This is a genomic window from Mesorhizobium sp., from assembly GCF_004962245.1.
Taxonomy (GTDB): Bacteria; Pseudomonadota; Alphaproteobacteria; order Rhizobiales; family Rhizobiaceae; genus Mesorhizobium.
On record NZ_SUHQ01000005.1, the window covers coordinates 142,130 to 159,098 of the forward strand.

17 protein-coding genes are annotated in these 16,969 nt (G+C 63.7%); 11 read left to right on the forward strand and 6 right to left on the reverse strand.

What is annotated here, in order from left to right; genetic code table 11:
• Nucleotides 1-6: 6 nt before the first annotated feature.
• The 6 genes from E5X88_RS07465 (at nucleotide 7) to E5X88_RS07490 (ending at nucleotide 4,405) form a co-directional block, all read left to right on the forward strand.
• Nucleotides 7-1,212 (forward strand): aminotransferase class V-fold PLP-dependent enzyme, encoded by a 1,206-nt coding sequence (locus E5X88_RS07465; protein ID WP_292159804.1) that lies wholly within the window; start codon nucleotides 7-9, stop codon nucleotides 1,210-1,212.
• A 103-nt stretch (nucleotides 1,213-1,315) separates the two neighbouring features.
• Nucleotides 1,316-1,813 (forward strand): 5-(carboxyamino)imidazole ribonucleotide mutase, encoded by a 498-nt coding sequence (gene purE / locus E5X88_RS07470; protein ID WP_292159806.1) that lies wholly within the window; start codon nucleotides 1,316-1,318, stop codon nucleotides 1,811-1,813.
• Nucleotides 1,810-2,886, forward strand: coding sequence for a 5-(carboxyamino)imidazole ribonucleotide synthase (locus E5X88_RS07475; protein WP_292159809.1), 1,077 nt, complete (start codon nucleotides 1,810-1,812; stop codon nucleotides 2,884-2,886). The genes purE and E5X88_RS07475 overlap by 4 nt, the downstream gene beginning before the upstream one ends.
• A 201-nt stretch (nucleotides 2,887-3,087) precedes the next feature.
• Complete coding sequence (gene ykgO, locus E5X88_RS07480; RefSeq protein ID WP_006203764.1) at nucleotides 3,088-3,213, forward strand: type B 50S ribosomal protein L36; 126 nt, start codon at nucleotides 3,088-3,090, stop codon at nucleotides 3,211-3,213.
• 211 nt (nucleotides 3,214-3,424) lie between these two features.
• A complete protein-coding gene (locus tag E5X88_RS07485; RefSeq protein ID WP_292159811.1) occupies nucleotides 3,425-4,009 on the forward strand; it encodes a hypothetical protein in 585 nt (194 codons plus the stop codon).
• Between the two features lie 192 nt (nucleotides 4,010-4,201).
• The gene (locus E5X88_RS07490) at nucleotides 4,202-4,405 is read left to right on the forward strand and encodes a hypothetical protein (protein WP_292159814.1); all 204 of its coding nucleotides are present in this window, start codon (nucleotides 4,202-4,204) and stop codon (nucleotides 4,403-4,405) included.
• A 105-nt stretch (nucleotides 4,406-4,510) separates the two neighbouring features.
• Here the strand turns inward: E5X88_RS07490 and pyk are convergent, their stop codons facing one another.
• Together pyk and E5X88_RS07500 are read right to left on the reverse strand one after the other, a co-directional pair.
• On the reverse strand, nucleotides 4,511-5,947 hold the full coding sequence (gene pyk / locus E5X88_RS07495) for a pyruvate kinase (RefSeq protein WP_292159817.1): 1,437 nt from the start codon (nucleotides 5,945-5,947) through the stop codon (nucleotides 4,511-4,513).
• Nucleotides 5,944-6,390: a DUF1036 domain-containing protein gene (locus E5X88_RS07500; RefSeq protein ID WP_245329986.1), complete on the reverse strand. Its 447-nt coding sequence runs from the start codon at nucleotides 6,388-6,390 to the stop codon at nucleotides 5,944-5,946. The genes pyk and E5X88_RS07500 overlap by 4 nt, the downstream gene beginning before the upstream one ends.
• Nucleotides 6,391-6,677: 287 nt before the next feature.
• Here E5X88_RS07500 and E5X88_RS07505 point away from each other — a divergent pair, with 287 nt between their 5' ends.
• From E5X88_RS07505 to E5X88_RS07520, 4 genes are all read left to right on the forward strand, one after another.
• Nucleotides 6,678-7,475 (forward strand): N-formylglutamate amidohydrolase, encoded by a 798-nt coding sequence (locus E5X88_RS07505; RefSeq protein WP_292159819.1) that lies wholly within the window; start codon nucleotides 6,678-6,680, stop codon nucleotides 7,473-7,475.
• Between the two features lie 26 nt (nucleotides 7,476-7,501).
• Nucleotides 7,502-7,810 carry a DUF1244 domain-containing protein gene (locus E5X88_RS07510; RefSeq protein ID WP_292159821.1) on the forward strand — a complete coding sequence of 103 codons (309 nt, stop codon included), beginning with the start codon at nucleotides 7,502-7,504 and terminating at the stop codon, nucleotides 7,808-7,810.
• Between the two features lie 126 nt (nucleotides 7,811-7,936).
• Nucleotides 7,937-8,617, forward strand: a complete 681-nt coding sequence (locus tag E5X88_RS07515; protein ID WP_292159822.1) for a DNA alkylation repair protein — start codon at nucleotides 7,937-7,939, stop codon at nucleotides 8,615-8,617.
• Between the two features lie 111 nt (nucleotides 8,618-8,728).
• Nucleotides 8,729-9,925 (forward strand): MFS transporter, encoded by a 1,197-nt coding sequence (locus E5X88_RS07520; protein WP_292159824.1) that lies wholly within the window; start codon nucleotides 8,729-8,731, stop codon nucleotides 9,923-9,925.
• On the opposite strand, the gene E5X88_RS07525 is transcribed toward E5X88_RS07520, so the two are convergent.
• The gene (locus E5X88_RS07525) at nucleotides 9,883-10,797 is read right to left on the reverse strand and encodes a LysR family transcriptional regulator (RefSeq protein ID WP_292159826.1); all 915 of its coding nucleotides are present in this window, start codon (nucleotides 10,795-10,797) and stop codon (nucleotides 9,883-9,885) included. The genes E5X88_RS07520 and E5X88_RS07525 overlap by 43 nt on opposite strands.
• Nucleotides 10,798-10,891: 94 nt before the next feature.
• Between E5X88_RS07525 and E5X88_RS07530 the strand changes: the two genes are divergently transcribed.
• Nucleotides 10,892-11,857 carry an SDR family oxidoreductase gene (locus E5X88_RS07530; RefSeq protein ID WP_292159828.1) on the forward strand — a complete coding sequence of 322 codons (966 nt, stop codon included), beginning with the start codon at nucleotides 10,892-10,894 and terminating at the stop codon, nucleotides 11,855-11,857.
• A 100-nt stretch (nucleotides 11,858-11,957) separates the two neighbouring features.
• Here E5X88_RS07530 and E5X88_RS07535 read toward each other — a convergent pair whose 3' ends face one another.
• Genes E5X88_RS07535 through E5X88_RS07545 form a run of 3 tightly spaced genes read right to left on the reverse strand, consistent with a single transcriptional unit; the run spans nucleotide 11,958 to nucleotide 16,960 of the window.
• Nucleotides 11,958-15,137 (reverse strand): efflux RND transporter permease subunit, encoded by a 3,180-nt coding sequence (locus tag E5X88_RS07535; protein ID WP_292159830.1) that lies wholly within the window; start codon nucleotides 15,135-15,137, stop codon nucleotides 11,958-11,960.
• Nucleotides 15,138-15,139: 2 nt separating this feature from the next.
• Nucleotides 15,140-16,336 (reverse strand): efflux RND transporter periplasmic adaptor subunit, encoded by a 1,197-nt coding sequence (locus E5X88_RS07540; protein ID WP_292159832.1) that lies wholly within the window; start codon nucleotides 16,334-16,336, stop codon nucleotides 15,140-15,142.
• Between the two features lie 39 nt (nucleotides 16,337-16,375).
• Entirely contained in the window at nucleotides 16,376-16,960 is a 585-nt protein-coding gene (locus tag E5X88_RS07545; RefSeq protein WP_292159834.1) for a hypothetical protein, read from the reverse strand.
• Nucleotides 16,961-16,969 lie beyond the last annotated feature (9 nt).

A 16,969-nucleotide genomic window follows, 5' to 3' on the forward strand; every position in this document is an offset into this window, starting at 1 on the left:
CTAGAGATGACGATCTATTCCGCAAACGGCTCCAACACGACAATCCGCGAACGGCTCGGCCTTCGCCCGATCATCAATGTTTCCGGCACGATGACCGCGCTCGGCGCCTCGATCATCGTCCCGGAAGCGATCGCCGCGATGTCGGAGATCGCTTCGCAATGGGTGGAGATGGACGATCTGCAACGCGCCGCGAGCACGATCGTCGCGCGCCTCACTGGCGGCGAGGCCGGTTTCGTCACGGCTTGCTGCGCCAGCGGCATCACCATGGCGATTGCCGGCGCTATGACCGGCACCAATCTGCTCGCGATCGAGCGGCTGCCGGACGACACGGAAGGGCTGAAGTCGGAGGTCATCGTCCAGCTCGGCCATATCGTCAACTACGGCGCGCCGATCGACCAGTCGATCCGGCTTGCCGGGGCCAGGACCGTACCGGCCGGCACGGTCAGCGTGACGCAGGACTATCATGTGCGCGAGGCGATCCGCGACCGCACCGCAGCAGGCCTCTATGTCGTTGCGCATCACACGGTGCAATACGGCATGCTCTCGCTCGAGGAGTTCTGCGAAATCTGCCACGCCAGGGGCGTTCCGGTGATCGTCGACGCCGCCTCCGAATATGATCTGCGCGGCTTCCTCGCGCGCGGCGCCGACATCGTCGTCTATAGCGGGCACAAATTCCTCAGTGGGCCGACAAGCGGCATCGTGACGGGACGCAAGGATCTGGTGCGGGCCGCCTATCTGCAGAACCGTGGCGTTGCGCGGGCGATGAAGGTCGGCAAGGAAAGCATCGCTGGCACCATGGCCGCCCTGGAGGCCTGGGAGCGGCGTGATCATGCCGGCATCCGGCAGCGGGAGGAAGCGGCGCTCCATCTGTGGAAGGATGCCTTGCAAGGCATTGCCGGCATTGGCGCCGAGATCATCCCCGATCCGACCGCCAACCCGCTCGATCGCCTGCAGGTCTTCGTCCGGCCGGAAAGCCGCTTCAGCGCCGCCGGCCTCGCATCGGCGCTGGCGGCGGGCCAGCCTCCCGTCATCGTGCGCAACCACGAGGTGGAACGCGGCCATTTCTTCCTCGACCCCTGTAATCTCCATCCAGGCGAGGCAGAAATCGTCGCCGAACGCCTGCGGGCAGTGTTGAGCGCAACCGAGCGTCCCGCGGACGCCATGAAATCGGCGCGCAAGGAATCCGCCGGCGCCTTGCGCTGGCCGGATTAGGTAACGATGACACGGTGCGCCCGAATGCTGTGCAGAGGCACCGCATCCTTGCCGTCGATCCCGAATTCCGCTAATGCGCGCCTTTGCCGCCGGGAGCAGAAGCTTGGACGATCAACGCGCCGACGTCGCCATCATCATGGGCAGCCAGTCCGACTGGGCAACGATGCGCCACGCCGCCGAAACGCTGGAGGCACTGGGCATCCCGCACAAGCGGCTGATCGTCTCGGCTCATCGCACCCCCGACCGGCTCTATGAATTTGCCAAAGGCGCCAAGGCGGCCGGTTTTCGGGTGATCATCGCCGGCGCCGGCGGTGCGGCGCACCTGCCCGGCATGACGGCGGCGATGACCCCGCTCCCCGTTTTTGGCGTGCCGGTGGAATCGAAGGCACTTTCCGGGCAGGACTCGCTGCTCTCCATCGTGCAGATGCCGGCCGGCATTCCGGTCGGCACGCTGGCAATTGGCAAGGCGGGCGCCACAAATGCCGCCCTTCTGGCCGCGGCCGTGCTGGCGCTGACCGACGAAAAGCTGGCTGCCCGGCTCGATGCCTGGCGCGCCGCCCAGACCGCCAAGGTCGCCACCGAGCCCACGGACACGCCATGAGCCTGCCCGCCGGCTCGACCATCGGCATCATCGGCGGCGGCCAGCTCGGCCGCATGCTGGCCATGGCCGCGGCCCGCCTCGGCTATCGCACGGTCGTGCTGGAACCGCAGTTGGATTGCCCGGCAGCACAGGTCGCCAACCGGCAGATCGCCGCTGCCTATGACGATACGACCGCGCTCGCCGAACTGGCGGCGGTCAGCGCCGTCGTCACCTACGAGTTCGAGAACGTGCCGGTCGCGGCCGCCAGCGCGCTTGCCGTCACGGTCCCGGTCTATCCGCCGGCGCGCGCGCTGGAAGTGGCGCAGGACCGGGTGGCGGAGAAGAAATTCCTCAACGGCATCGGCATCCCCACCGCCGATTTCTGTCCCGTCGACAATGACGACGAACTGACGGCGGCGCTGAAAAAGTTCGGTGGCAGCGGCATATTGAAGACGCGGCGCATGGGCTATGACGGCAAGGGCCAGCGTGTCTTCCGCAACATGGAAACGGGCGGCTCTGCTGGTACCTGCGAGGCGATGGGCAACGTGCCGCTGATCCTCGAATCCTTCGTCGACTTCGAACGCGAGATTTCGGTGATCGCGGCGCGCGGCATAGACGGTTCGCTCGCCGCCTACGATCCGGCAGAAAACGTCCACCGCAACGGCATCCTGCACAGTTCGACTCTGCCGGCTGGAATAACGTCCGAAACAGCGGTTTCGGCGCAGGCGGCAGCAACAGGAATACTTGCGGCGCTCGACTATGTCGGCGTCATCGGCATCGAGTTCTTTGTCCTAGCCGACGGCTCGCTGCTGGCCAATGAGATCGCCCCGCGCGTTCACAATTCCGGCCACTGGACGGAAGCCGCCTGCATCGTCTCACAATTCGAACAGCACATTCGTGCTGTCGCCGGCCTGCCGCTGGGAAATCCCGGCCGCCATTTTGACTGCGTCATGGAAAACCTGATCGGCGACGACATCCTGCGCGTCCCAGCCCTGCTCGCCGAGCCCGATCTGATGCTGCATCTCTACGGCAAAGCCGAGGCGCGGCCCGGCCGCAAGATGGGCCATTTTACGCGAATGAGCCGTCACCGTTGAGGCTGTTGGACCGCGCGCCGCTAATGCCGCCGATGGAGCAGAAAACGCAAATCCGCCACACCGGCTCATCTAGGAAGCATGCTTGCGGTTGACACAGGCAAGGCTCCTCGTTTATGAGCCACGCACAAGTTGAAAGGCGCGCTTTCCGAGCGCGCCTTAATAATTCGGCCCGGGACCGGGCCCAGACCGACGGGCAAGACCATGAAGATCAAGAATTCGCTCAAGGCGCTGAAGGCGCGTCACCGCGACAACCAACTGGTTCGCCGCAAGGGCCGCATCTACATCATCAACAAGACCGCTCCGCGCTACAAGGCGCGCCAGGGTTGAGCCTTGCGCGTGGGGCTTGCCCCACGCTTGCATGATGTTACCGCATCGACCCGAAAACCGGAATCGATTTCCGGAATATACGATGCGTAGGACTCAAAATGTTGGAGCGTCCTTTGCACGTCGAAAGGACGCGTGGCTCGAATACCGGCCTATCGGCCTTCTCACGCTAAATTCAGTTTGACGATCCGCTGTCCGGGGCTAGATTCCGACTATGCGGATTCTTTTTGCATTCCTCGCGGCGCTTTTTCTTTTCGGTTCCGCCTCGCTTCCGGCTCAAGCGGACGACCCGGTCGCACCCCCGGTCGCTGCGACCAGAGAGGCAAGGCTCGACCAGTTGTTCGCCGACCTGAAGCGCGAGCGCAACGAAAAAGCCGCCGAGCGCATCGCCGCGCGCATCTCGAACGAGTGGGCGCAATCCGGCAGCGCCTCGATCGACCTGATGATGCAATGGTCGCAAAAGGCGATCGAGGACCAGAAGTTCGACGTGGCGCTCGATTTCCTCGATCAGGTGGTGACCTTGCAACCGGCCTTTGCGGAAGGATGGAACCGGCGCGCCACCGCGCATTTCTTGATGAAGAACTTTGGAAAATCGATGTCGGACATCGACCGCACGCTGCAACTCGAGCCGCGCCATTTCGGCGCGCTTTCCGGGCTGGCGCAGATCATGGCCGTAACCGGCCACAAGGAGTCGGCGCTGGAAGCGTGGCAGCGCGTGCTCGCCATCTATCCGATGTTGCGCAGCGCCCAAGATCAAGTCGGCACGCTTTCGGAAGAACTCGCAGGCGAAGGGATTTGATACCGGAGGGTTGGTGCCCCAGGCTGCGACGTTCCCACGGCAATTTCAACATTGCTGTCGGTCTTGCGGCGGCCATAACCACCTTCCAGTCAGTGAAATGAGCAATTTCGTCGCTTTTACCTATCTCGGCACTGCTTGTCGGTGAGCGCGAGGTGTGGTTTCCTTGTCTAGGGTTGGAGTCGTTAGGCAATCATGATCGCAGCTTACATCGACGAGTTCATAATGTTTTGCGCCGGTCTATGGATGTCGGGCGTCGGCTACGGGTTCCTCCAGATGCCAAACCAACCCCAAGCTGGACAACAGGCCTGGTTGGCACGCCTTCCCCGTCATTTCAAATGGATGGGGCCGCTCTTGCTGGTAATCGCGATCGTACTCGCCGTCGCCTCACCTTCTTGATCCGGTTGCAGGCAACAGGTTGCTCCGCATCGAGGCGAGGCTTCAGCTTGGTGAATTCGCCTGTGGGCGGCCCAAAAATCGCTGCGCATTTTTGAGCGGCTCGCTCTAGCGGCTGGCCTGCATCTCCGATCCGACATAGGCGATGCGCAGCATGTTGGTGGATCCCGGCGTCCTCAACGGCACGCCGGCCGTGATGATGACCCGGTCGCCCGGCTTGCCGAACCCTTCGTCCAAAGCGATGCGGCAGGCGCGGTCGACCATGTCATCGAGGTCGATGGCGTCGGGCGAGACGACGCAATGCGTGCCCCACAAAAGCGACAGCCGCCGCGCCGTGTTGACGATCGGCGACAGCGCGACGATCGGCACCTGCGGCCGCTCGCGCGCAGCGCGCAGGCCGGTCGTTCCCGACGCCGTATAGCTTATGATCGCCGATAGTTTCAGCGTCTCGGCGATTTCGCGGGCGGCCAGAGAAATCGCGTCGGCGCCGGTCGCTTCCGGCTGCGAGCGCTGCGCATTGATGATGCCGGCATAGGTCGGGTCGGTTTCGACCTTGGTGGCGATACGGTCCATCATCGCCACCGCCTCGACCGGGTAGGCGCCGGCCGCGGACTCCGCCGAGAGCATGATGGCGTCGGCGCCTTCGAACACGGCGATCGAGACGTCCGACACCTCGGCGCGGGTCGGCACGGGCGCGGCGATCATCGATTCCAGCATCTGCGTGGCGATCACCACCGGCTTGCCGGCGCGCCGCGCGGCGCGGGTGATCTGTTTCTGGATGCCGGGCACGGCTTCGAGCGGCATTTCGACGCCGAGATCGCCGCGGGCGACCATCAAGGCATCCGAAAGTTCGATGATCTCGGCCAGCCGGGCGACGGCTTGCGGCTTTTCGATCTTGGCCATGATGAGCGCCCGGCCGCGCGCGATCTTGCGCGCTTCCGCCAGATCTTCCGGCCGCTGCACGAACGACAGCGCCACCCAGTCGACGCCGGTGGCCAGCACCGCATCGAGGTCCCTGCGGTCCTTTTCGGTCAGCGCGCCGACCGGCAGGTCGGTGTCGGGTAGGCTGACGCCCTTCTTATCGGAGATGGTGGTGCCGGCGACGACGGTGCAGACGATCGCCTTGCCGTCGCTCTTCACCGCCTTCAGCTCGAGCTTGCCGTCGTCGATCAAAAGGCGGTGACCGGCCTCGACCGACCTCAGGATTTCGGGGTGGGGCAGATAGACCCTGGTCGAATTGCCGGGCTCGGGATTGTCATCGAGCGTGAACGTCTGGCCGAGTGTCAGCGTCTCCTTGCCGTTGGCGAATTTGCCGACCCGCAGCTTAGGCCCCTGCAGATCGGCGAGAATGCCGATCGGCCGGCCGACCGCTTCCTCGACCGCGCGGATGCGACCGACAAGTGTGCGCATCAATTCATGATCGGTGTGGCTCATATTGATGCGAAACACGTCGGCGCCGGCTTCGAAAAGCTTCTTCAACATGTCCTCGGAAGAGGAGGCCGGACCGATGGTGGCGAGTATCTTGACCTTGCGGCTACGTCTCATTGACTGTTTGTTCCCGGGGCGGCTGGAGCACCTCCCGTTGCGGGGTCGTCGGTCAGCTGGACCATCCAGCTTGCCTGCTCGCCCGTGTCATATTCCTGGAATCCGGCGCGCTGGAAGCCCCGGGCGACGCAATCGGCAACGCCGGCGATCTTGAACTCTTTTTCGGCCACGCACATGTTGATCGGGCCATCCCAGCGCCCGCCGCGCTCCGCGTCTTCTGCATAGAGATAGTAAAACCTTGATGACAGCGGCCCTTCGATCAACGTCTTGCAGCTCGATCCTTCGATGTGCCACCAGCCTTCGGTGATCCAACCGGCCTTGGCGCGATAGCCGATGCCGACGCCGACCAGGTTCTGCGTGGCGTTGCAGACACGGAAATCGGCGCGCGCGGGCGAGGCTGCGACCATCGCGGCGAGGCCCACAGCAAGGGTCAGGAGTGGCATGGCGAAGGCATAGCGCACGCGCGGCCTGCCGGCGGAACCCATCCTGAAACCCCTCAAGAACCACATTTGCATCTCTCAACGCCCCTTTTCGGAAAAGTCCGGGCGCATGTCAACGCGCCCATTTGCCCAATTCCAATCGATTTAGAAAGGCCCTGGCGCACGGTCTGTCGCCTTGTGCCAGATTTCCGCAGAAACCGTGGCCAAACAACGGCATTGCGCAAGCGTCCTCTTCGTGGAATGACGATACCACCCTCCCCGGAAGCCAGCGAACAGACCATTTCCCACCAATGACCCGATCCACAGTTTTCGCGCCTTTCGACATCGTCGAAGGCGACCGCAAGCGAGGCATCGTGCTCCTGGCCGATCACGCCCGCCGCGACCTGCCGGAGGACTATGGCAGCCTCGGCCTGCCGGCAGCGGAATTCGACCGCCATATCGCCTACGATATCGGAGTCGAGACGGCGACACGCGAACTGGCCGCTTTGCTCGGCGTGCCGGCGGTGTTCGCCAATTTTTCACGACTTCTGATTGACCCCAATCGCGGAGAGGACGATCCGACGCTGATCCGCCAACTCTATGACGGCACCGTCGTGCCGGGAAACTACCCTATATCAGCGGAAGAGCGCGAAAGGCGGCTCGACCGCTTCTACCGGCCCTATCATGACGCGGTCGGCGCCATGATAGCCTCGGTGGCACAGGCTTCCGCAAGCGCGCCCTTCATCTTCTCGGTACACTCCTTCACGCCGGTGATGCAGGGGCTCGTGCGCCCGTGGCATGTCGGTATCTTGTGGGATCGCGACGACCGGGTGGCGCGGCCGTTGATCGACATGCTGGCCGCCGACAAAGACCTCGTCGTCGGTGACAACGAGCCTTATGATGGCGCATTGCGCGGCGACACCATGTTCAGGCATGCCATCGTCAACGGCTTTGCCCATGCGCTGATCGAAATCCGCCAGGACCTGATCGCCGATCGGAAGAATGCGATCGCATGGGCCGAACGGCTGGCGCCGATCGTTGACGCGATCAATCGCCGCCCCGATATACATGCGGTGAAGATGTTCGGCTCGCGCACCGGGCCGCTATGACGGAGGCCCAAGGAGGCCAGGAAGCAATGACCGATCTCAGCGACGAGCAAAAACGCGATTTCGAAGCCGCCGCCTTCCGCCGGCTGGTCGCGCATCTGCGCGAACGCACGGACGTGCAGAACATCGACCTGATGAACCTTGCCGGCTTCTGCCGCAACTGCCTGTCCAACTGGTATCGCGATGCCGCGGAGGCCAAGGGCGTCGATCTCAGCAAGGACCAGTCGCGCGAGATCATCTACGGCATGCCCTATGCCGAATGGCAGGCGCTCAACCAGACCGAGGCCTCCGACGCCAAGAAAGCGGAGTTCGAGGCAAGACGCCCCAGGGATCACTAGGATCGCTGAACGACCGGGTTCGACCCGAGCTGGTCTTTGCCACCATCGCCAATGGGACGGGAAGCTGACGGTACGTGCAGGCCCTTCGGATGAAGTGAGTGAAAGGAACGTGGCGAGGAGAGCATCATGTCGACGAGCAGGATAGTCGAGGACGTCATGCGCGATCTCGCCGCACTCGAAGATCCGAAGATGCGCGAGGCCAATGAACGCCGTGGTGACGATCACGGTGTGAACCTCACCCATCTTCGCTCTCTCGCCAAGCAGCTCAAGACGCAGCATGAACTCGCACTTCAGCTCTGGGCCACAGGCGCCACCGCCGCGCGCCTTCTCGCGACCCTGGTGTGCAGGCCGAAGGCCTTCTCTGCGGCCGAGCTCGACGCGATGATCAGCGACATTCGCTCTCCCAAGCTCCTCGACTGGTTCATCGTGAACGTTGTGAAGCCCGGCCGCCACGCCGAGGAACTCCGTCTCGGCTGGAAGGACGGCGACGATCTTGTCGGTCGTGCGGGCTGGAGCCTGACCACCGATAGGGTGGTCAAGAACGCCGGGGGCCTCAATCTCGATGCCCTGCTCGACCAGATCGAGAAGGAGATGAAAGAGGCGCCAGCGCAGAAGCAGTGGGCCATGAACCATTGCCTCGCCGAGATCGGCATACATCATCCGAAACTTCGAACGCGAGCAATCGGAATTGGCGAGCGGCTCGCCGTCCTCATCGACTACCCTGCATCGCCTGGCTGCACGCCACCTTACGCACCGGTTTGGATCGCCGAGATGGCCCGCCGACGCGAGGCGACGGGAGGCCCATAACGGCCCCTTACGGCGTGGCTTTGGCCAAGCACTTTCGGCTGAGTGCGCTTGACTGACGATTGAATCGATCTAATTTGCCGCGCGAGGCCATTTCAGACCGGATTCTACACGATGCACGCGCAAAACGTCATGCAGGCCGCCATTCGTGGACGATGGGCCGTGGCGGCCATCTTCCTCGCCAATGGCTTCCTGACCGGCGCCTGGGCGCCGCAGATCCCGGTGTTCCTGACACGGCTCGACATCTCGAAGTTCATGCTCGGCCTGCTGATCCTGCTGTTCGGCGCCGGCGCGGTCACGGCGATGACCTGGTGCGGCCACCTGATCTCCAGGCATGGGTCGCGCACCGTGCTGCGCTGGTTCGGTCTCGTCGGCAGCTTCGGCCTGCTGGTCGTGGCGCTGGCCCCCAACGTGCCGCTGGCGGCGATCGCCATGTTCATCTTCGGAGGTTCGATCGGCGGCATGGATGTCGCCATGAACGCCAATGCGGTCACGGTGGAACGGCGGTTGTCCCGGGCCATCATGTCGTCCTCGCACGGCTTCTGGAGCCTTGGCGGTTTCGCCGGCGGCGCTCTCGGCGGCTTTGCCATCCAGAACTACGGTCATCTCGCCCATGCGATGGTGGTGACGGCTCTCGCTTTCGCAGCGATCGCAGTGGCAGTCCGCTACCTGATCGCCGAAGACAAGCCGCTCCAAGGGTCACCAAGGGGCAACGGACGTCGCAAATTCGCGCTGCCGGGGAATCCGCTGGTCTATCTGGTTGGGCTGATGGCGCTGCTGACGATGATCTCCGAAGGCGCGGTGCTAGACTGGGCGGCACTGTATCTGCGGCAAGAACTCGGCACCGACCTTGCCATAGCGGGTCTTGCTTACGCCGCCTTTTCCGGCGTCATGGCCGTCATGCGCTTCCTTGGCGACGGAGTCCGCAACCGCTTCGGCGCGGTGACGACGCTGCGCGTCTCGGCCTTTGTCGCCGCCGCCGGCATGCTGGTGGCTGGGCTGGCACCTTCACCATGGCTTGCCATAGCGGCTTTCGCCGTTTGCGGCTTCGGCATCGCCAACATGGTGCCGATCCTGTTTTCCGCAGGCGGCAACCAGGAAGGCATGTCGTCCGGCACCGGCATGAGCGTCGTCACCACAATGGGCTATTCCGGCATCCTGGTGGCGCCGTCGGCAATCGGCTTTATCGCCGAGCACTCGAGCTTCGGCCCGATCTTCGTCGCTTTGTCGGGGCTGCTGGTCGTCGTTCTGTTGATGGCCGGGCTCGCTCATCGCGCCGAATTCGCCCCCGACGCCGCACCAGCCGAATAGCGCTTCAATTCCTCATAGAGGAAATCCGCGACGCGGCGGATGCGTACGCTGGTGCGCACGTCGCGGTGCATGGCCAGCCACACCGGCAGCGTCGGCAGCGCGAGGTCCGGCAGCACTGTCTCCACCAGCGGATCGCGGTCGGCCAGCGGCTGCTGGCCAAAGCCGATACCGTTTCCCGCCCGCACCGCCTCCCACAGCACGATCTGGTTGTCGGTCCTGAAGCGGAAGGCGTTGCGGGTCAGCGGGACACCGAACTGGGCAAAGCCGCGAATGATCTCATCGCTGCGGTCGAAGCCGATCAGGTCGTGGCCGGCAAGATCGCCGGGCTCGAGCGGACGGCCGCGCCGGTCGAGATAGGATCTTGCCGCGCAGGCGCGGAGCGGAATATCGGCCACCTTGCGCGCCACCAATTCGTTCTGCGCCGGCTTGACCATGCGGATGGCGATGTCGGCATCGCGGCGCAAAAGATTCTCGACCTGGTTCGACGCGACGATCTCGACCTCTATGCCGGGTTCCTCGACGCCCAGCCGCGTCATCATCTCGGGCAGGACATAGGCCGCAACCACCTCGCTGGCGGCAATGCGCACCGTGCCCTCGATCGCCTCGACCGACCCCAGCGCCAACAGCGAAAAGGCGCTCGCCTGCTCGCTCACCGCCCGGCCGCGCTCATAGAGCGTGCTGCCGGCTTCAGTCAGGGCATAGCCGCGCCGCCCGCGCCGGAACAGCGTGACGCCAAGCGCCTGCTCCAGCTCGGCAATATGGCGGCCGAGCGTCGGCTGGCTTGCAGCCAGCTTGCGCGCGGCGGCGGACAGGCTGCCGGTTTCCGCCACGGTGACGAAGCTCTTGATCAGGTTCCAATCGATATCAGCCATTCAAGATTGAATAACAGATCGCAAGATTAAGTCAATTTCCATTCGTTTGCGAGCGCATCATATTCGGAGCGTAACGCAAACACGGAGACGAAAAATGACCAAGATCGCAATTCTGGGTGCCAATGGCCGGCTCGGCCGCGTGGTGGCCAAGGCCTTCATCGACGCCGGCTACGACGTCCGCGCCATCACCCGCAGCGGCAAGATACCGGCAGAGCTCACAGGCGCCACGGCCGTCGCCGGCGACGGCCTCGATCGCGAAGCGCTTATCCGCGCCACCGAGGGCGCCGACATCATCTTCAACGGTCTCAACCCTATCTACACCGACTGGGGCAAATGCCTGCCGATGGCCGAGAACGTGATGGCGGCCTGCCGGGCGAACGACGCATTGCACCTCGCTCCAGGCAACGTTTACAATTACGGCTCGCCGATGCCGGCGGTGATCACCGAAGACACGCCATTTCTGCCGACGACTGAAAAGGGCCGCATCCGCGTCGCCATGGAAGACCTCTTTCGCCGTGAGGCTGAAGCGGGTCGAGTGCGCATCATTCTGCTGCGAGCCGGCGATTTCTTCGGCGGCTCAGGCACCGGCTCGTGGTTTGATCTGGTCGTTGCCGCCAAAATGGACAAGGGCGTCTATACCGCCCCCGGACCAGTCAATCTCGTGCATGAATGGGCCTATCTGCCAGACTTGGCCAAGGCTTTCGTCGGATTGACGCAGAATCTCGACAAGCTCGGTGCCTACGAGGCGTTGAACTTTCCCGGCCACGCCGTCACCGATCTGGAGATCAAGGCGGCCGCGGAAAAAGCGCTCGGGCGCACGCTGAAACTGACGTCGATGCCGTGGTGGGTGCTGCGTGCCGGCAGCCCGTTCGTGGCGATGTGGCGCGAACTCGTCTCGATGTCCTATCTTCGCTTCGAGCCCCACCAGCTGGCCTCGGCAAGGTTGGAAGGCATCATCGGGACGATCCCGCATACGCCGCTGGATGAGGCGGTGGCGGATGCCCTGGCCGATATCGGCATTGCGACCGTTGGCGCACCAGACAGCCGGATGGCCGCCTGATCGAAATCGGATTCATCGAGACAAGGCAAAAAGGCCGCCCGGTTCCGAACGGCCTTTTCTTCGCGCTCAAAACACGCGCTGCGCTCCAAACGGAGTCCGCCTATTCGGCGGCCTTCGGGAAGGCTATCTCGGGTTCAGGACCCAACTCTGGCTTCGAGGCCTCCGGCAATGAAATCTCACCCTTGCCGCGCCGGAACAAGCGGCTGAACCAACCGCGCCGCGCGCCGGGCTTGACTTTGGCCCGGGTGAACACCATCAGCATCGACGGCGTCACCACCAGCGTCAGCACGGTAGCGAAGGTCAGGCCGAAGACAATCGCCGAGGACAGTGAAATCCACCATTGCGTCGACGGCGCGTTGATCGTCGTCTCGTGATGGAAGATTTCGAGACCGAGACCGAAAGCGATCGGCAGCACGCCGAGGATCGCCGACACCGCCGTCAGCACGACGGGACGGGCACGTTCGCGGCAGGTCTGAAGAACCGCTTCGACCTTGTCCCAGCCCTCTTCACGCAGCCGATCATAGGTGTCGATCAGCACGATGTTGTTATTCACCACCACACCGGCCAGCGCGATGACACCGATGCCCGACATGACAATGCCAAATGTCCCCCCTGTTATCAGAAGTCCCAGGAACACGCCGACCGTCGCCATGACCACGCAGGACAGCACCAGCCAGACGCTGGTGAACTTGTTGAACTGCGCAAGGAGCACGAGGAAGATCAGGAAGATCGCGGCACCGAAGGCCTTGCTGAGGAAGGCGCTGGCCTCCGCGCTGTCCTCGTTCGAGCCGGCAAGCTTCCAGCGTATGCCGCTGCCGAGATCCATATCGGCGACAGCCTGAGTGACCTGCTGCTGGACAGAAGCGACCTGGGCGCCGGCGGCCACATTGGCCTGGATGACAACCGTGCGCGCGCCGTCGATGCGGTTGAGGATACCGACGGTCGGCTCGGGCTTGCGCACGACGAAGTTCGAGATCGGCACCGACCCTTGCGAGGTCTGCACCCTGAGCTCGTCGAGCATCGACAGCGTGCGCCGGTCCTCCGGTAGACGCAGCCTGATATCGACGGCGTCATCCGATCCGGCGGGCCGGTATTCGCTGAGCTTCAGCCCGTTCGTCACCAGTTGCACCACCGTTCCGACCGAGGTTGGGCTGATGCCGTATTGCGCCGCCTTGGCGCGATCGACCTCGAGCGCCCAGTCGACGCCGGGCGGCGGCAGGCCGTCGGAAATGTCGATGACGCCGGGCACCTTGGCGATGCGCGCGGCGACGGCGCGGGCCTTGTCGTCGAGGCCTTCCGGATCGACGGCCGAAAGCCTGATCTGGATCGGCTTGCCGGTAGGCGGGCCGGCCTCGGGCACGCGAACCTCGACGTCGACGCCGGGAATGCCGGCCATGACGCCGCGCAGCTCGTCCAGGATCGAGTTCGCCGATTTGCGCTCGCGCCAGTCGACGAACTCATACTGGATCACGCCGACCACATCTTCAGGAATGTCCTGGCCGCCACCTTGCGTCTTGCCGACACGGGTGTAGACCGACTTCACGCCTGGCCAGCCGAGAAGCCGGTTTTCCGCGGTCTTGGTGGCGGCATCCATTTCGGCGAGCGAAAGATTGCCACGGGCGTGCACATAGAGCAGGCCGTAGTCGGGCTCGACATTCGGGAAGAACTCGACGCCGGCGCCGTATTTCGAATAGGCAAAGCCGACACCGAACAAAAGGGCGACGGTCAGCAGAAGCACGGTGACCGGAAAGCGCACCGCCTGCTTGACCGCGGCCATGTACCAGCCATCGCGGTTGTCGTCCTCGTGATGGGGCGGTGCCTTGGCGAACAAGGCGCCCAGCGTCGGCGCAAAGACCAGCGCATAGAGCATCGAGGCCGAAAGCGTGACGATCAGCGTGATCGGCATGTATTTCATGAAGTCGCCGATGATGCCCGGCCAGAACAGCAGGGGCGAGAAGGCGGCGATGCGCGTCATCGTCGCCGCGATGACCGGGCCGGCCATGCGCTTGGCAGCGAGCGCAAAGGCGTCCCCCTTCGGCATGCCTTCGCTCATGCGCCGCTCGGCGAATTCGGTGACGATGATGGCGTCGTCGACCAGCATGCCGACCGCCAGGATGAGGCTGAACAGCACAATCATGTTGATCGTGTAGCCCATCATGGCCAACAGCAGGATGCCGATCAGGAAGGACGATGGAATGGCGAGGCCTATCAGTACCGACGCACGGCCCGACAGCGCGTAGAGAATGACGATAAACACCAGGATCACGGCGATCATGACGTGGTTCTGCAGATCGCCGAGCAACTGGTTGACGAAGACCGATTTGTCCTGCGTGTAGGTGACGTGCATGCCTTCCGGCATCGACTTGAGATAGGCATCGGACACTTTCATCACCTGGGCGATCGTGTCGATCAGGTTGGAGCCAATGCGCTTCTTCACCTCGATGGCGATCGCCGGTTTGCCGTCGAGGCGGGTCACCGTCTCGGCGTCCTTGAAGGTGGAGCGGACGGTGGCGATGTCCTTGGCCTGCACCACGGCATTGGGGCCGGCGACGATGGGCAGCGCCGCCACGTCCTCTGGCGTCTCGATCAGCGACGGCACCTTGACCGCGTATTTGCCCTCGGACCCTTCGATGTTGCCGGCGGCGACAAGACTGTTGGAATTGCCGACGGCACCGATCAACTGCTCGAGCTGCAGCCCGTAGGAAGACAGTTTCATCGGATCGATGACGACTTCGACGAGATCATCGCGCGCCCCTTGCAGCGCACCTTCCAGCACGCCCGGCACTTCCTCGATGCGATCGCGCAGCTCGCGCGCCGCCGCGGTCAGCAGGCGCTCCGGCACCTCACCCGACAGCGTAACGACCAAAACCGGGAACTCGGAGATGTTGACTTCGGTGACCACAGGCTCCTCGGCTGCCTGCGGCAGGTCGGCCTTGCCATCCTGAACCTTGCTGCGCGTGTCCTGCAACGCCGTCGCCAGATCCGTCTGCGGATGGAATTCGACCAGCACGTAACCGCCGCCCTGGAAGGCGGCCGAACGCATCTCCTTGAGGCCCTTGAGGCTTTTCAGCTTGGCCTCCATCGGTCGCAGCAGAAGGCGTTCCGAGTCCTCCGGCGAGATGCCCTGATAGATCAGGCTGACATACATCATCGGAATCGGAACATCGGGCTCCGCTTCCTTCGGTGTCGACTGATAGGCGACCGCACCCGCAAGGATGAGGAAGATCAGGATCGAAATGGTCAGCCGGGCATTGTTGATTGCAAGTTTGACGATATCCATGATTACTGCGTCCCGGCCGTCGCTTCGCCCAAGAGCTTCCGGATGGTCGCCTGGTCGGCCTCGACCGGCTTGACCACTTCGCCTTCCGTCACCAGTTCCTGGCCGGCGACGATGATGCGCGCATCGGCCGGAATGCCGCCGAGCACCAGGCCGGTCGGCGTGTCGTCGACCAGGTCGATCGGGAAGAACACGACCTTGCTATCCTCGTCCACGGCGCGGATGCCGAGATCGCCCTTGTCGCCGAGCGTCACCACCGAGCGCGGCAGCATGACGGCGTCGGTCGGCTGCGCGCTCAGCGCGATCTCCGCCGTCATCCCGGCGGGAATGGTGCCCTCGGGGTTAGGGATGGCGATCTCAACGCGGAAGGTGCGGGTGGCGGACGACGCGTCGCGGCTGATGTAGCGCACGGTGCCCTCGACGGTCTGGCCGCTGACCAGCCGTACATTCGCCTTGTCACCTATCTTCAGATAGCCGAGATCACGTTCGCTGACCTCGCCGCGGGCGATCACGGGATCGAGCTTGATAATGGTCGCCACCTCGCCGCCTTGCATCACGGAACTGCCAAGCTCCACCGGTACCCGGTCGATGACACCGTCGAACGGCGCCTTCACCTCGTTGCGATCGAGCTCGGCTTGTGCGGCATCCAGTTGCGACTGGGCCAGCGTCAGGTTGGAGCGGGCCGTGTCGAGCTGAAGCTTGGGCAGATTGCCGGTTTTCGCCAGCCGCAAGGCTGCATCGAGCTCGGCCTGACGCTGCACGACAAGCTGTCTGGCATTGTCGACCGCTGAGATCTTCTCCTCCGCGGCAAGCATCAGCACGAGGTCGCCCGTCTTGACATGCTGTCCCTGCTTGACCGGCAGCTTGTCGATGACGCCGGCGACGCGTGTCGCCAGGACCGCGCGCTTGTCGGCTTCGGTTAGCCCGGAAATGCGGATGGCGCGCGCATAGGTGCGCCGCGGCGGGGTCACCACCGCGACGGTGCGCGCGGGCGTCTTGGGCTGTTCTGCCTCGGTGGATTTGGGTTCAGTGGCCTGGGGCTTGCCGGCGTCAGCCGCTTTTGGCTGCTCGACGTCTCCCGCCTTGGGTTCGTTGTCGGCGGATGCACTGCCGACGGACGAGAACTCGCCCGTCGCCATCCAGGCAGCGAATACGGCAAGCACAACAATAGCTGCAAGCTTGTGAAACCTGAATTTCGGCATCGTCGTTTTCCAGTGCGGGGTTCGGCCAGGCCGCGTCTTCTAACTCGGGCGCGTCGCCGATATGGGTGCGCGCAAGGCCGTGTTCAATTTGCCGTGATCGGCGAAAGGCGCTTCTACATCAAAGTTGCACCGCAATACAGTCAGAAAAGTTGCGGGATCATTACATGCTTGGACAAGATGCGCCCGCCGCCATCCAGTTTTCAATCGCCTGATAGGTCGCTTCGGCCAAGCCGGCGCTGGCGCACGATCTGACCTCGGCGCCCAGCCCCAACCGACCAACCTGTCGTTGCGGACATGCAGCCCGACACGCTGCAAGCTACGGCCGCCGTCGCGCACCGGATCCTTGATCTGGGCGCAGATTCTGGCCGACGATTTACCGAACCATGCCGTCTCAGCCTGTGCCAGACGCAAGTTCTCGGTGCTGGGTAATCCATGCAATGCATTGGAATTGCTGGAGAAATGACAGGCCGCACAGCGCAGGTGCGGATTGCCGAAGCCAGAGCCGTCGGCGACGCTGGACATTGAAGGCATGAACGTGCGACGCGCCACAATGCGCACCGGACCAGCGCCGATGATCACTCGCGACATGGCGGCCGGCGCAGCGCGGATGCGAGAACAGCGCATGTATCTTGC